A 15,247-nucleotide genomic window follows, 5' to 3' on the forward strand; every position below is an offset into this window, starting at 1 on the left:
GTCGGGAGCATCTGGTCAACGTCGTCCGCGAGCGGCTCGATCTGACCGGGACGCACATCGGCTGCTACAACGGCGACTGCGATGCCGGCACACTGCGGATCGGCGGCCGCATCGCCAAGTCCTGCCTGGTACTGGCGCCGTCGCCCAGGCACTCTGGGAATCGGACGCCGCCAATGCGGGTTTTGCTGCCCGGCCGGCTTTCGCCGAGCGGGAGCTGCTCCCGGAGACCCTCGACGAGCGCGAGATCCGCGGGAACCTGTGCCGCTGCACGGGATACCGCGACGCGGTGGCGATCGGCGAGGTGGCCCGGTGCCGGACCGTGCTGGACCAGGGGCGCCGGACACCGCGGCCCGCGCAGTGCTGTGAGCTTGTCGACTCCGGCGCCGCGACCCTTGATTGCACTGCACAGTGCAATGCAAACTGGAGCAGGACAGATTGGCCGTGCCGGATGGGGTCACGCAAGGATCCCCGCCGTAGCCGCGGTTTCATCGAACTCGACGAGGGGTCCGCATGAGTTCCACCTCTCCTGCCGTGGATTTCGCCGATCGGCGCGCGGTGGTCGAAACCCGATTCGGAACGCTCCAGGGCGTCTACGAAGAGGGGACCTACGTCTACCGGGGCATACCGTTTGCCGCGCCGCCGGTCGGCGAGCTGAGGTTCCGTCCGCCGGCACCCGCGCCGAGCTGGCCGGGGGTCCGAGATGCCTCCCGCGCCGGGCCCGCGTCGGCCCAGATCAACTCCTCGAACGCCGGCCGCGTCCGGCAGCTGATCACCGAACTCGATCCCGGCGTGCCCGGCATCGTGTCCTGGCCGCCGTACACCCCGGCCACCTACGACCAGCCGAACGCGAGCGAGGACTGTCTCTACCTGGACATCTGGGTTCCCGCCCGCGTCGAGGCAACGGTGCCCGTCTACCTGTACTTCCACGGCGGGGCCAATGCGGTCAGCTCCGGGTCGTTCCACCTCGAACGCGGGGCGAACCTCGCCCGTGACGCGCAGGTCGTGGTCGTTCGCCCGAACTACCGGATGGGCGCGCTCGGCTGGGTCCATTTCGGACTGCTGGACGGTTCGCCCGGCGACGCGGTCAATCTCGGGCTGCAGGACCAGGTCGCGGCCCTGCAGTGGGTGCATGACAACATCGCGGCGTTCGGCGGTGACCCGGATCGGATCACCGCCGCAGGGGAGTCGGCGGGCGCAACCGCCGTCTCCCACCTGCTGACCAATCCCGGCGCCAGGCCGCTCATCCGCCGGGCCGTGCTGCAGTCGCTGTCGCCGTTCAACAACTGGTGCACCCAGCGGCGCCCGGAAGCCGAGCAGGTGGCTCGGCTGTACCTCGAACTGCTCGGCATCGACGACCCCGGCGCACTCGCGACGGTGGAGGTCGAGCGCCTGCTCGCCGTGCAGAACATCATGACCCGCTACGTGCCGGCGGACGCCAACGTCGCCTGGCGCCCGCTCGGCGCAGTGGTCGACGGTGAATGGGTCCCCGAACAGCCGGCCTCCTACCTGTCCACGCCGCAGCCCGACCTCGACCGGATCGGCGCGGAAAAGTCGCTGGAGGTCGTGGTCGGCTTCGCCCGCGACGAGTGGCAGTTCTTCCGCGGCCACTCACCGACCGCTCGGCACGGCACCGAGGAAGCAGTTCACACGGTGGTGGAACAGGTCTTCGGTGACCGGACGGGCGGCGTCCTGGAACAGTTCCGGGCGCTCCGGCCACCGGGCACCGCGCCGGGGGTGGCGTTGTCGGACCTCATGTCGTTCGAGTTCTTCGCGATGTCGTCCCTGGCAATCGCCGCGAATCTGGCCCGAGCGGGGATCCCGGTCTGGGTGTTCCAGTTCTCCTGGGACCTGCCCGGGTTGCAGGGCGAGCTGCGGGCGGTGCACACGGGAGACACGCCGTTCCTGTTCCGCAACTACAGCGAAGCCGACCTGGCCCGCTGGCCGGCCTTCGAAGGTATCGACCGGGCCCGGGTGGGCCGCATCTCGCGCGAGATGGGAGAGCATTACCGCCGGTTCATCCACCACGGCGAGCCCGGTGCGGACTGGACTCCGTTCGACGAGTCGACCGGGAACGTGCTCTGGTTCGGCACGGACCTCCGGATGTGCCCCGGCTTGCTCCGGCGCCAGCAGGCCGCAGTGACGGCTGCCGGCATCGATTCGGTCGACACTCTCGACCGGATTCTCGTCGCCAACCTTCACCGCCGGCTGGGCCACCACCCGGCCGAAAGCGATTGAGAGGACAGCCACGCCGGTCGACGGACGGGTCGGGACGCAATGCAGGGGCGGCACCTTTTGACGACTGGCGGCACAACGGCTCGCGGTTCGTCACCGGAAAACCGGGAATTCCGCTCGTACCGCGGCGAATGCCGAGTGCTACGTGTGTTGCCCTCTCGGTGATCGCCGACGATGGACGAAAATATTGAACTCGATCTCGTTGGCGCCACGTGGGTACGCGTTGTCGCGCCAGGGCGGGGTCCGGAGCTGCGCAGGAGGCGTTACAGGTCGTGTCGTTTCCCGGCGTCTCGGATCTTCAAAGCCGGGGTCTTGTCGAGCTGCAGTATTCCGATCGCTTGATTGCCGACCTGTGCACCGCTGGCTACTGAGTGCAGGATGCCATTGTAGACAAGATCCCAAATTCGACGATCGCGTTGCAGTTCCTCGGTGCTGCGCGTCAAGACCATGTCTTTGTCGTGAAGCTACAGGTCATGATAATCGCCCAGCTCTGCCAGTACTCAAATGCTTTAAGGCCGAAATCATTCAATAGCGAGATTGCGCCGGTGCCGGCGGTAAGGATGAGGAATCCCGTTATTACTACGGCAACTTTGCCCCGACGGCTTTCTCGGTGCCACGCAAGTACGGTGCCCAGGCCGGGAGGCGGGTCCGGCTTGTAAGACTGTCTAGCCTCCCGATGGGGGTCGTCCTCCGGTGCCTGCCCCTTGCCCCGGAAGTAGCTGAGCCCATGTGGAGGGAACGGCTCGCCAGTGTCCCTGTCCGGTCGCGGTGGAAGATGATCGATGGTCGGCTCTCCGGTTCACGGCTCATCTGTCATGAGTATGACTCCTCGGTCATTTCGGCACGAGCCAGTCGGCGACGGCCTGGCTGCCGATAGCACCTGCGATTCCGCCCGGCCGTACCGATCACAACGAACCGACCGGCCCCAGCGGTGCGCCGTAAACGGCACCCGGTCGCCCGCCTTAACCCGGCGTGACCAGCATGAACACCAGATCCGGTAGTCGCCCCGGCACGTCGTCCAGGCGCACCAGTGCCTGTCTGGCGGCGGACACGTCTGATCCCACCACTGTTCCTCCCCCTGCACTACACGACCGTGTGTGGTCGCATCGTCACTGTAATAGTGACCTGGCGGGGTTCGTCGGCAATTCGTGCCCGAACGTCGTCGTTCGCGGCCGTCTCTACCAGCAGAGACGGCAGGTGATGCGGCTTCGCTGCTTGCGTTGACGTTTGACGGAGCGGGCCAAACCGGGGGAGTGGGTTCCCGCGCCTGCGCGTGAGCAACGGCGGATTCAGCCCCTCCGGGCTGCCGGCTCCAGTCCAGCAGTAAAGCCCTGCCCCTCCGAGGAGGAACAGGGCTTCTGACCTGCGATGTGCATGGTGCGCGATACTGGGATTGAACCAGTGACCTCTTCCGTGTCAGGGAAGCGCTCTCCCGCTGAGCTAATCGCGCGAGGTGGAGACGGGATTCGAACCCGTGTACACGGCTTTGCAGGCCGTTGCCTCGCCTCTCGGCCACTCCACCGGTTACAGGCTCGAGAGCCCTCCGAGCGGACGACGGGATTCGAACCCGCGACCCTCACCTTGGCAAGGTGATGCGCTACCAGCTGCGCTACGTCCGCACTCTCCGCGGGTCCGAGGCGGTGACCGAAGCCGTGTGGCTGCTGTCCCGCACCCCGTCGCCGTGGTGTGGAAGAACCATATCGGACGCCGGAAACCCTCCCGTCACCGGGGGGCCTCCTGTCGGTGACGGGGCTGTGATCAGGTCAAATCGTTCGGGATGAGCCGGGTGAGCGCGTCGTCCACGTCGACCCACAGGTGCTCGTTGCCGGGCAGCACCACGTCGTAGGTGCGGTCGAGGAAGTCGGCGAGCTCCTGGGCCGAGGCCTCGAACATGGCGTGCCCGGACGGGGAGTTCAGCTCGATCAGGACCGATTCCGGGTCCTCGACCGACGGGCGGATCCGGACGTCCCCGTCGCCGGCGTCGGCGAGCAGGCCGTCGGCGAGCAGATCGCGCGCGTAGACCCATTCGACCCATCCCGCGCGGCCGGTGCGGAAGGCGGCGACGACCGCGTACGGGTCCCGAGTGTCGTAGCGCAGCTCCACCTTGACCGGAACCGCAGGGGTTCGCGGTGCCAGCAGGTCGAAGACCGCCGTCGAGCGGAGCGTCACGTGATCGTTGCGCATCGTCCTACCCTTCGTCTCCCTTCCCGGCCCGGACGACCGAGGACGACGGTGAGACGCACGAGGAAGCCGATCCGCTCGCGGGTTCTCCTGGGATCACCCGGACGGGGCCGGCGGTCCTCCGGTCCTTCGTCGTCCGCGCCGCGCAGTTCCACGCGTGCGCCCACACGTACATACTGCGCGGTCCGGCCGCCGTGCGATAGCACCGTCGCACGGATGTCGAAGCCGGCCGCGCGCGGCCCCACTCTGGCACTACCTCGGCTAGCTCGGGGTTGTTCGTTCCGTATCCGCAGGTAGACGGAGTGTGTTCGCGATGAACCACCCGTTTGCAGGCCCTCGAAAGTCGTGTTGTAGAGTACTTCTCACACCGCAAGGGGCGATTAGCTCAGGGGGAGAGCGCTTCGTTCACACCGAAGAGGTCACTGGTTCGATCCCAGTATCGCCCACCGCATGGTGAGACGGCCTGCCGATGATCTTCATCGGCAGGCCGTTTTTTGCAGCGGAGGAGCAGCCTCTCTCGGGCACCTCTGCGATCCGGGGTGGCCGCGCTGCATCCACGCGGAACAGGGGCCCGGGACGGCGCCTGCCGCCCTGTCAGGATGTGGAACAGTCGCGGATGCGGTGTCGCCGCTTCAGCCGACGTGGAGATCGTGCCGGACGGGCACGAGTCCGCGACGTCGGAGCGGCAGCTCCGTCGGCCACGCCGCCGCCGACGGCTTTTCCGCCAGTCTGCGCGACGTTTCCGCTGAGTCGCTCGAGGCCTCCTGCCTGCGGACGAACGGGGTCCGGACGACGGGGCCACGGGTGCCTCCCAAGGCCGTGCAGTGGGCGCCGTCGGCCGGATCGCCCTCACCGCCGACTGGCACCTTCGCCCCCGACGGCGGCCGTACGCGCCGAACGAATGGAACGTGGTTCGCCGCAGCGCCGAGCATCCGCGCAACCGCGCAGGCCGGAAATCCACTGTGGACGTCCGAAACCAGGAAAGTCCACAGTGGACCAAAGACGCCGGGGAAAGTCCGCTGTGGAAGCCTGCGCGCCGGGGCGGGTCATCCGGGCAGGCGAGTTCCGGAACGGGGGTGGTCGTGGAATTCTGACTACATTCCGTAGCTGTGAGTAGGTTACGAATTATCGCGGATCGTCATCTTCCGGTTGCCGCGACGTCCTGTTCCGCCGGGCAAGATCCGCGCTCTGCGGCGGAAAATCCGTGTAACGATGCCTTCGGGGCAGTCGATATCTTGGCGGGTGTCATTCCCGTGGTGGCTGAATCGGGTAAGTATTGTGATCACTCTTGGTGATCGTCGGCCTTCACGCAGCGTGCCGCCGAAGGTCCCCTAGTGCCCTGCCCGGGAGGTCTGATGGAAGAGCCGGTGCGGCCCTCGGCCACGGTCAGCGGTCCGCTGCAGGGGGACCTCCGCGCGATTCCCGGGTTGTCGCATACGGCCGCCGGGGAACCCGCCGAGCCGGTGAAGGCGCATCCGGCGGCGTGGGAGAAGTGGTACCGGACCTGGGTGATCGCCAGCGACGTGCTCGCCGCGCTGGTGGTGATCGGCGTGAGTGCGTTCGTCATCGGCCAGGTGGCGCCACAGGACATGCATGCGTTCGGCACGGCGTTCGCGGTGCTCTGCGCGCTGCCGGTCAGCCGCGCGTGGAGCCCGCGGGTGCTCGGCGAAGGAGCCGAGGAGTACCGCACGCTCGGGCGCGGGCTGATCGCCGCCGCTGTGCTGGTCTCGCTCGGCGGGCTGCTGTTCGGGGCGCTCGAGGTGCAGCCGTGGGTCTTCATCGTGGTGCCGGCCATCGCGCTTTTCGCCTTCCCGCAACGATATTTGCTTCGCCAGGCGCTGCACCGCAGGCGCAGGCGGGGGCTCTGCCTGCTGCCGGTGATGGCGGCGGGCAGCCCCGCCACGGTGGCGGACCTGATCGCGCGCACGAAGAGCGAGGCGCACGTCGGCTGGCGGGTCGAGGCCGTCTGCACGTTCACCGGGACCGGACCGGACCGCGAAAGCGGCGAGATCGACGGCGTCCCGGTGGTGGGCAGGCTCGGGGAGCTGTCCCGGCACGTGCGCCGCGGCGGGTACCGGGTGGTCGCCGTCACCGGCGATCAGTACTGGACGCCGGAGCGGTTGCAGCGCCTCGCCTGGGACCTGGAGGGCACGTTCGCCGAACTGGTCGTGGCGCCGGTGCTGATGGAGGTCGCCGGGCCGCGGCTGAACGTCACGGGGGTGCTCGGGATGCCGCTGCTACGGGTCACCGCGCCGGCGTTCACCGGCGGACGGCGATTCGTGAAGGAGGTGGTCGACCGCTGCGGCTCGGCGTTGCTGCTGCTGTTGTTCTCCCCGCTGCTGCTGACGATCGCGGTCGCGGTGAAGCTGGGCGACCGTGGACCGGTGGTCTACCGGCAGCGCCGCGTCGGCAAGGACGGCGAGAGCTTCACCATGCTCAAGTTCCGCACCATGATGCCCGATGCGCACCTCGTCCGGCGCACCCTCGAGAACGCCGACGAGGGTGCCGGACCGCTCTTCAAGATGAAGCACGACCCGAGGGTGACCCGGATCGGCAGGCTGCTGCGCCGCTATTCGCTCGACGAGCTGCCGCAGCTGTGCAACGTGCTGTCCGGCCGGATGTCGCTCGTCGGCCCCCGGCCGCCGCTGCCGGAGGAGACCGCGAAGTACGCACCGGACACCCGCCGCAGGCTGCTGGTCAAACCGGGGCTGACCGGGTTGTGGCAGGTCAGCGGGCGCAGTGACCTGACATGGGCGGAGAGCGTCCGGCTCGACCTGCGCTATGTTGAGGACTGGTCGCTCGCCCTCGATCTGGTGATCCTCTGGAAGACCGTCCGTGCGGTGCTGGCCGGTCAGGGTGCCTACTGAGCACCCTTCCGGCGTGCGGTGGGTCACATCCGCCCGGACGGCGAAATAGTCAAGCGCTCAACTATGTTGGCATCGGGGAAGGCGACAGCACGGGAAGGAACGCCGAATCCGATGACGACTTTCGTTGAACCGGGCAAGCAGCTGAAGGTACCCGCCGAGGTGCAGAACCTGCTCTTCCGCGAGGCACGCACAGCCAACAGTTTCAGCTCCGAACCGGTGACCGACGAGCAGGTTCGGGCGATCTACGACCTGGTCAAGTGGGCGCCGACCTCGATGAACACCCAGCCGCTGCGCGCGCTGGTGCTGCGCAGCGCCGAGGCACGGCAGCGGCTGCTGCCGCATCTGTCCGAGGGCAACCGGGCCAAGACCGAGACCGCGCCGATCACCGTGATCCTGGCCGCGGACGTCGACTTCCACGAGAACATCCCGCAGGTGTTCCCGCACAAGCCCGAGGCGAAGGAGCTTTTCGCGGACGAGACCGGCCGGGCCGAGTTCTCCAAGCTCAATTCGCTGCTGCAGGTCGGCTACTTCATCATCGGTGTGCGCGCGGCCGGGCTGGCCGCGGGCCCGATGACCGGCTTCGACAACGCCGGGGTGGACCAGGAATTCTTCGGCGAGAACAAGTGGCGCTCGCAGGTCGTGGTGAACGTCGGCAAGCCCGGCGAGAACCCCTGGTTCGACCGGTTGCCGCGGCTCGACTTCGACCAGGTCGTCGAGACCCTCTGAACCACTGCTGGTCCCGGAGAGGCCGCTTCGCGGACGCGAGGCGGCCTCTCCGCGTGCGTGGGGTACGGACGCGGCACTAACGCGATAGGGCTGCGTGAGTGTCGTGTGAGTACCGGCGGCTAGCATCTCCGGGAGTCATCCCCGTCACTGAGCCGTAGAGGAGCACGATCGTGTCCCATCCGCCGTCAGCCGCCGCCGTACCCACCCTGCGCGTGGTGGTGCCGGCGGGCACTACGGCGGGCGCCGCGGTGCGGGAGGCAGGTCTGCCCACCAAGGGACCGGACACGATCGTGGTGGTCCGCGACGTCGACGGGAAGCTGCGCGACCTGGCCTGGATCCCGGACGCCGACGCGCAGGTCGAGGCCGTCGCGGCGAACACCGAGGACGGCCGCAGCGTGATCCGGCACTCCGCGGCGCACGTGCTGGCCCAGGCCGTGCAGCAGGAGTTCCCGGACGCCAAGCTCGGCATCGGCCCGCCGGTGCGCGACGGGTTCTACTACGACTTCGCCGTCGACAAGCCGTTCACCCCGGAGGATCTGCAGGCGCTGGAGAAGCGCATGAAGCAGATCGTGAAGGGCGCGCAGCAGTTCTCCCGCCGGGTGTTCGCCGGCACCGACGAGGCGCGCCGGGAACTGGCGGACGAGCCGTTCAAACTGGAGCTGGTCGACCTCAAGTCCGAAGTGGACACCTCCGAGGTGATGGAGGTCGGCGGCGGCGAGCTGACCATCTACGACAACCTCGACCCGCGCACCAAGCAGCGCGTGTGGAGCGATCTCTGCCGCGGTCCGCACGTGCCCACCACGAAGTTCATCCCCGCGTTCAAGCTGACCAGGGTCGCCGCGGCGTACTGGCGCGGCAACGACCGGAACCCGCAGCTGCAGCGGATCTACGGCACGGCGTGGGAATCGGCCGAGGCGCAGGACGCCCACCTGGCGCGGATCGCCGAGGCCGAGCGCCGCGACCACCGCAAGCTCGGTGCCGAGCTGGACCTGTTCTCCTTCCCCGAGGAGATCGGCTCCGGTCTGCCGGTGTTCCACCCCAAGGGCGGCATCATCCGCCGCGAGCTGGAGACCTACTCGCGCCGCAGGCACGAGGAGGCGGGCTACGAGTTCGTGAACACCCCGCACATCAGCAAGGGCGAGCTGTTCCACACCTCCGGGCATCTGCCGTACTACGCGGACACCATGTTCCCGCCGGTGCAGTTCGAGGACGAGGACTACTACCTCAAGGCCATGAACTGCCCGATGCACAACCTGATCTTCCGCTCGCGCGGCCGGTCCTACCGGGAGCTGCCGCTGCGGCTGTTCGAGTTCGGCACGGTCTACCGCTACGAGAAATCCGGTGTGGTGCACGGACTGACCCGGGTGCGCGGGCTGACCATGGACGACTCGCACATCTACTGCACTAAGGAGCAGATGCCGGGCGAGCTGCGGTCGCTGCTCAAGTTCGTGCTGGACCTGCTGGCCGACTACGGGCTCTCGGACTTCTACCTCGAGCTGTCCACCCGCGGTGACTCGGAGAAGTTCATCGGCGAGGACTGGGAGTGGGAAGAGGCCACCGAGACGTTGCGGCAGGCCGCGCTCGACTCCGGTCTCGAACTGGTGCCGGACCCGGGCGGTGCGGCGTTCTACGGGCCGAAGATCTCCGTACAGGCCAAGGACGCGATCGGGCGCACCTGGCAGATGTCCACCATCCAGCTGGATTTCAACCAGAACAAGCGGTTCGAGCTGGAGTACACCGCCTCCGACGGATCACGCCAGCGGCCGGTGATGATCCACCGCGCGCTGTTCGGGTCGATCGAGCGGTTCTTCGGCGTGCTGACCGAGCACTACGCGGGTGCGTTCCCGGCGTGGCTCTCGCCGGTGCAGGTGGTCGGCATCCCGATCACCGCCGACCAGGTCGAGTACCTCCAGGGCGTGGAGAAGGCGTTGCGCGCCAAGGGGATCCGCGTGGAGATCGACGCGAGCGACGACCGGATGCAGAAGAAGATCCGCACGCACACCACGCAGAAGGTGCCGTTCCTGCTGCTGGCGGGCGGGAAGGACGCGGAGGCCGGTGCGGTGTCGTTCCGGTTCCGTGACGGCGGCCAGATCAACGGGGTCGCGGTGGACACCGCGGTCGAGGCGATCGCGGAGTGGATCGAGCGCAGGGAGAACGCGTCGCCGGGCGCCGAGGCCGTGGAGAAGATCCTGCGGTGAGCGAGGAGCAGGACGGTCCCGAGTTCGTCGAACAGGACGGGATCGGGGTCCCGGACGCACTGCAGCGGCTGTGGACCCCGCACCGGATGGCCTACATCAAGGGCCAGGACAAGCCGGACGGCGACGAGCCGACCGGCTGCCCGTTCTGCCGGCTGCCGGGTCTCGAGGACGAGCAGGCGCTGATCCTGGCCCGCGGCGCGACCGTGTACGCGGTGCTGAACCTGTACCCGTACAACCCGGGCCACTTGATGGTGGTGCCCTACCGGCACGTGGCGGACTACCCCGAGCTGACCGTGGACGAGACCAGGGAGCTGGCCGAGTTCACCCAGCACGCGATGGGCGTGGTGCGCGCGGTCTCCGCGGCGCACGGGTTCAACATCGGCATCAACCAGGGCGTGATCGCGGGGGCCGGGATCGCCGCGCACCTGCACCAGCACCTGGTGCCGCGCTGGGGCGGGGACGCGAACTTCATGCCGGTGATCGGCCACACGAAGGTACTGCCGCAGCTGTTGGGGGAGACCCGGCAGCTGCTGGCGGAGGCGTGGGGTGCGGTGCGCGGCACAGGTGGTTGAGGTCTCAACTCGCGTATCATGGCGGTATGCCCGAACCACGCTGGCTCACCGACGACGAGCAGCAGGCGTGGCGTGCCTATGCGAGCGCCACGGCCATGCTGCAGGCACATCTCGAGGGGCAGCTGCAACGCGATTCGGGCATGCCGCACACGTACTACGAGGTGCTCGTGTCGCTGTCCGAGGCGCACGGCAGACGGCTGCGGATGAGTGAGCTGGCCGAGGTGCGCGGATCGTCGCGCAGCCGGCTTTCGCACGCCGTGGCGCGGCTGGAGGCCAAGGGCTGGGTGCGCCGTGAGTCGTGCCCCACGGACAAACGCGGTTCCTGGGCGGTGCTCACCGACGAGGGCATGGCCGCGCTGGAGGCCGCCGCGCCGGGGCACGTGGAGGCCGTGCGCGAGAGCCTGTTCGACCCGCTGACCCCGGAGCAGGTGCGCCAGCTGGACGAGATCTCCACCGCGATCCTCGGCGCGCTGCGGCCCCGGTGCGCGGCTGCGGTGGCGGCCGAAGAGGAAGCGGGATGCGACGCCGAGGTCGTCGAACTGCCGAAATCCGGCTGACCCACCGGCGGGTCGCGGGCGGGCACCTCCGGCGCGGCGGACGGGGTCGATAGGCTTTCCTCGCCCACCCGCCCCCGAATCAGGTGCACAGACGAGGAAGATGCTCAACATTTTCGCCCGCGCCTCGGTTTCCCGCGTGACGGACCCGATCGGCCGCACGCTGGTCCGCGCCGGACTGACACCGAACGCGATGACGGTGCTCGGCACCGTGGGCGCCATGGTGTGCGCGCTGGTGTTCTTCCCGCAGGGGATGCTGCTGTGGGGCACGTTCACCGTGTGGGGCTTCGCCATGCTGGACCTGCTCGACGGCGCGATGGCACGGGCCCGCGGCTACGGCACCCCGTTCGGCGCGGTCCTCGACGCGACCTGCGACCGGCTGGTCGACGGTGCGCTGTTCGCGGCGATCGCCTGGTGGTGCTTCACCCACGACGACAACGAGCGCGCGGCCGCCGCCGCGCTCGTCTGCCTGGTGCTCGCCCAGGTGATCTCCTACGTCAAGGCACGCGCGGAGGCCTCCGGCCTCGAGGCCGACGGCGGACTGGTCGAGCGGGCCGAACGGCTCATCATCGCGCTGGTCGGCACCGGCTTGCACGGGCTCGGTGTGCCGTGGACGGTGGAGATTTCGCTCTGGTTGCTCGCCGTGCTGTCGGTGGTCACGCTGCTGCAGCGGATGGCCGCAGTCGCGAGCGCAGCGCGCGCGGTCGCGGCGAAGCGGACCGGCGACGGGGTCACGCCGGGCGGAGCACAGCCGTGAGCGCGCTGTCGGCGAAGCTCGGCGAACTCGGGTACGCGGCAGGCTGGCAGCTCGTCGGCCGGCTGCCACAGCGGTTCGGGTCGGCGGCGTTCGCGCTCGGCGCGGACATGGCGGCTCGCCGCGGTGGCGGCGGGGTGCGGCAGCTGCGGGCCAACCTGGCCCGGGTGGTGCCGCAGGCAGGCGAGGCCGAGCTGGACGAACTGGTCCGCCGTGCGATGCGGTCGTATGCGCGCTACTGGTACGAGACTTTCCGGTTGCCCGTGATGGACCCGGCCGAGGTGGTCCGCCAGGTCGTGCTCACCGGAATGGAGAACATCGAGGCCGCGCTCGCCGAGGGCAACGGCGCGGTGCTCGCGTTGCCGCACAGCGGCAACTGGGACGTGGCCGGGGTCTGGCTGTGCGACCGGCTCGGCGGGTTCACCACCGTGGTCGAACGGCTCGAGCCGGAATCGCTGTTCCGCCGGTTCGTGGCCTTCCGAGAGGCGCTCGGGTTCGAGATCGTGCCGCTCACCGGCGACAGCGCGGCGATGCGGCTGCTGCTGAAGCGGTTGCGCGAGAACAAGGTGATCTGCCTGGTGGGCGACCGCGACCTGACCTCGTCCGGGCTCGCGGTGCGGTTCTTCGGCGAATCCGCCCGGCTGCCCGCCGGTCCGGCCCGGCTGGCCGCGACCACCGGCGCCGCGCTGCTGCCGGTCGGCAGCTGGTACTCCGAGGACGGCTGGCAGATCCGCGTGCACCCGCGGATCCGGGTCACCGCACGGGCCGAGGTGCCCGCCGCCACGCAGGCGCTGGCCGACGCGTTCGCCGGCGACATCGCCGCGCACCCGGCCGACTGGCACATGCTGCAGCCGTTCTGGCCCGCCGATCTCGCCGGGCCGGAACCCTCCGGCGGTCTCGAAGAAGCGAGCTGAGCCGATGCCGGGCGGGTTGAACATCGGGATCGTGTGCCCGTACTCCTTCGACGTACCCGGCGGCGTGCAGGGCCACGTGATCGACTTGGCGCGGGCGCTGCTGGAGCGTGGGCACCGGGTTTCCGTGCTCGCCCCTGCCGACGAGGACTCCGGCTTGCCGGACTTCGTGCACCCGGCGGGCAAGGCGCTGGGCATCCGGTACAACGGCTCGGTGGCCCGGCTGCAGTTCGGCCCGGTGTCCTACGCGCGGGTGCGCCGGTGGATCCGGGACAACGGGTTCGACGTGCTGCACCTGCACGAACCCGCCGCGCCGAGCCTGGCGCTGCTCGCGCTGAAGGTCGCCGACGGACCCATCGTGGCCACCTTCCACACGGCCACCACGCGTTCCCGCACGCTGGCGGCGTTCCAGCCGGTGCTGCGGCCGCTGCTGGAGAAGATCACCGCGCGGATCGCGGTGTCCGCGCTGGCCCGGCGGGTGCAGGTGGAGCACGCCGGCGGCGACGCGGTGGAGATCCCGAACGGGGTGGACGTCGAGTTCTTCTCGCTGGCCACGCCGCTGGCGGGGTATCCGCGGGCCGGCGGCACGGTCGGGTTCGTCGGCCGGTTCACCGAACCGCGCAAGGGCATGGACGTGCTGCTCGAGGCCGCGCGGCGGTTGCTGCCGGAGTTCGAGGACCTGCGGCTGCTCGTGGTCGGGCGCGGGGATCCCGAGCAGCTGCGGCGGATGGCCGGACCACGGCTGTGGCCGCACATCGAGCTGCTGGGCCAGGTGGACGACGCGGCCAAGGCCCGTGCACTGCGCAGCGTGGACGTCTACTGCGCGCCCAACACCGGTGGCGAGAGCTTCGGCATGATCCTCACCGAGGCGATGGCGGCGGGCACCGCGGTGCTGGCCAGCGGGCTCGATTCGTTCCGCCGCGTGCTCGACGACGGCCGCGCCGGGATGCTCGCCACCACCGGTGACCCGGGTGCGCTCGCGGACGGGCTGCGGGAGCTGCTGGGCGATCCGGCCCGCCGGGCGTCGCTCGCCGCCGCCGCGGGCGAGCGGGTGATCTCCTACGACTGGTCGGTGGTGGTCACCCAGGTGCTGCGGGTGTACGAGACGGCGATCGCGGCCGATCCCCGGCTGGTCGTGGCGGGGGAGCGGGAGCAGGTGCGGTGAGCGTGTTCGAGTGGCTGCTCGTCGCGCTCGCCGTGATCGTCGTTCTCGGTGGCCTGTTCCTGGTGGCGACGGCGAACCGGCTCGACCGGCTGCACGTGCGCACCGACGCCGGCTGGGCGGCGCTGGACGCCGCGCTCGCCCGCCGGGCGGTGGTGGCCAGGGCCGTCGCGGTCGTATTGGACGGGGACGGGCTCCACCGCACCGCCGAACGGGCCGAAGCCGCTCCGCGCCCGGACCGGGAGGTCGAGGAGAACGAGCTGACCCTGCTGCTCGCCCAGGTCGACCGGTCCCGGCTGCCGTCCGGGCTCGTGGAGGAACTGACCGACGCCGAGCACCGCGTGGTGATCGCCCGCAGGGTGCACAACGACGCCGTCCGCGACACGCTGGCCCTGCGCCGCCGCCGGAAGGTGCGCTACTTCAAACTCGCCGGCACCGCGCCGTTGCCGGAGTACTTCGAGTTCGCCGAACCCGAGGTCTGAGGCAGAATCAGCGGAAACACCGGGTGCCGGAGGGAAGGAGGGCGGAGATGACTGCCGAACCGGAGGCCTGCGCCGTCGCGCACGGCGAAGCCGAAGCAGCGCCCGCCGAACGGACGCTGGTGGCCGTGTTCGCGTCGCCGGTCGCCCGATACCTGCTGCGCTACGCCGCCGACCTGGGCTACCGCGCGGTGCTGTTCGAACCCGACGCGGCGCGCGCCAGTGACGCACCCGAAGGGGCCGAGGTCCGCACCACGCCGCCGGCGCCGGGACCGGACGCGGACGTCGTGGTGACCGATCACCATCGCCCCGAACTGGGCACCGTGCTCCAGGCCGCGCTGGCGGGCGAGGCACGCTGGATCGGTGTGCTCGGCAATCCGCGGCACCCCGGCCCGCACGTCGAAGCGTTGCGCGCACTCGACGTGCCCGAGCCGGACATCGCCAGGGTGCACCGCCCGGTCGGGTTGAACATCGGCTCGCGCACGCCGCCGGAGATCGCCGTCGCGACCCTCGCCGGCCTGCTGGCCGACCGCAACGACCGCCCCGGCGGGTTCGAGTTCTGAACCGCACTCCCGGCCGGTCCGCCGGCCACGGCCACCCCCACGGGCCGG

General features: G+C 69.6%; 12 protein-coding genes and 4 tRNA genes. 12 read left to right on the top strand and 4 right to left on the bottom strand.

All coding sequences use genetic code 11. The annotated features are described in order from the left end of the window. Positions 1–510 precede the first annotated feature (510 nt). The gene (locus ABD793_RS27245) at positions 511–2,235 is read left to right on the top strand and encodes a carboxylesterase/lipase family protein (RefSeq protein WP_344864994.1); all 1,725 of its coding nucleotides are present in this window, start codon (positions 511–513) and stop codon (positions 2,233–2,235) included. Between the two features lie 1,372 nt (positions 2,236–3,607). Here ABD793_RS27245 and ABD793_RS27250 read toward each other — a convergent pair. The 4 genes from ABD793_RS27250 to ABD793_RS27265 all read right to left on the bottom strand — a co-directional run bounded on the left by ABD793_RS27250 (position 3,608) and on the right by ABD793_RS27265 (position 4,416). Next, positions 3,608–3,682 (bottom strand) — tRNA-Val (locus ABD793_RS27250). A 1-nt stretch (position 3,683) separates the two neighbouring features. Then, positions 3,684–3,754 (bottom strand) — tRNA-Cys (locus tag ABD793_RS27255). A gap of 24 nt (positions 3,755–3,778) precedes the next feature. Then, positions 3,779–3,851, bottom strand: a tRNA-Gly gene (locus ABD793_RS27260). A 139-nt stretch (positions 3,852–3,990) separates the two neighbouring features. Further along, a complete protein-coding gene (locus ABD793_RS27265; RefSeq protein ID WP_344864996.1) occupies positions 3,991–4,416 on the bottom strand; it encodes an SsgA family sporulation/cell division regulator in 426 nt (141 codons plus the stop codon). A 371-nt stretch (positions 4,417–4,787) separates the two neighbouring features. Between ABD793_RS27265 and ABD793_RS27270 the strand changes: the two genes are divergently transcribed. The 11 genes from ABD793_RS27270 (at position 4,788) to ABD793_RS27320 (ending at position 15,199) form a co-directional block, all read left to right on the top strand. After that, positions 4,788–4,859 (top strand) — tRNA-Val (locus tag ABD793_RS27270). A 909-nt stretch (positions 4,860–5,768) separates the two neighbouring features. After that, positions 5,769–7,280, top strand: coding sequence for a sugar transferase (locus ABD793_RS27275; protein WP_344864998.1), 1,512 nt, complete (start codon positions 5,769–5,771; stop codon positions 7,278–7,280). Positions 7,281–7,391: 111 nt separating this feature from the next. After that, positions 7,392–8,006 carry a malonic semialdehyde reductase gene (locus ABD793_RS27280; RefSeq protein ID WP_344865000.1) on the top strand — a complete coding sequence of 205 codons (615 nt, stop codon included), beginning with the start codon at positions 7,392–7,394 and terminating at the stop codon, positions 8,004–8,006. Between the two features lie 170 nt (positions 8,007–8,176). Continuing rightward, complete coding sequence (gene thrS, locus ABD793_RS27285; protein WP_344865002.1) at positions 8,177–10,204, top strand: threonine--tRNA ligase; 2,028 nt, start codon at positions 8,177–8,179, stop codon at positions 10,202–10,204. Beyond that, the gene (locus ABD793_RS27290) at positions 10,201–10,776 is read left to right on the top strand and encodes an HIT family protein (RefSeq protein WP_344865004.1); all 576 of its coding nucleotides are present in this window, start codon (positions 10,201–10,203) and stop codon (positions 10,774–10,776) included. Before thrS ends, ABD793_RS27290 begins: the two co-directional genes overlap by 4 nt. Before the next feature lie 26 nt (positions 10,777–10,802). Then, positions 10,803–11,333 (top strand): MarR family winged helix-turn-helix transcriptional regulator, encoded by a 531-nt coding sequence (locus tag ABD793_RS27295; RefSeq protein WP_344865006.1) that lies wholly within the window; start codon positions 10,803–10,805, stop codon positions 11,331–11,333. Between the two features lie 100 nt (positions 11,334–11,433). Continuing rightward, a complete protein-coding gene (gene pgsA / locus ABD793_RS27300) occupies positions 11,434–12,087 on the top strand; it encodes a phosphatidylinositol phosphate synthase (protein WP_344865008.1) in 654 nt (217 codons plus the stop codon). Beyond that, positions 12,084–12,998, top strand: coding sequence for a phosphatidylinositol mannoside acyltransferase (locus ABD793_RS27305; protein ID WP_344865010.1), 915 nt, complete (start codon positions 12,084–12,086; stop codon positions 12,996–12,998). The genes pgsA and ABD793_RS27305 overlap by 4 nt, the downstream gene beginning before the upstream one ends. Positions 12,999–13,014: 16 nt before the next feature. Beyond that, the gene (locus ABD793_RS27310) at positions 13,015–14,160 is read left to right on the top strand and encodes a glycosyltransferase family 4 protein (protein ID WP_344865366.1); all 1,146 of its coding nucleotides are present in this window, start codon (positions 13,015–13,017) and stop codon (positions 14,158–14,160) included. Then, the gene (locus ABD793_RS27315; RefSeq protein ID WP_344865012.1) at positions 14,157–14,639 is read left to right on the top strand and encodes an NUDIX hydrolase; all 483 of its coding nucleotides are present in this window, start codon (positions 14,157–14,159) and stop codon (positions 14,637–14,639) included. The genes ABD793_RS27310 and ABD793_RS27315 overlap by 4 nt, the downstream gene beginning before the upstream one ends. Before the next feature lie 47 nt (positions 14,640–14,686). Next, positions 14,687–15,199: an XdhC family protein gene (locus ABD793_RS27320; RefSeq protein WP_344865014.1), complete on the top strand. Its 513-nt coding sequence runs from the start codon at positions 14,687–14,689 to the stop codon at positions 15,197–15,199. Positions 15,200–15,247: the final 48 nt, after the last annotated feature.

This window comes from Amycolatopsis ultiminotia (genome assembly GCF_039536925.1).
GTDB lineage: Bacteria > Actinomycetota > Actinomycetes > Mycobacteriales > Pseudonocardiaceae > Amycolatopsis > Amycolatopsis ultiminotia.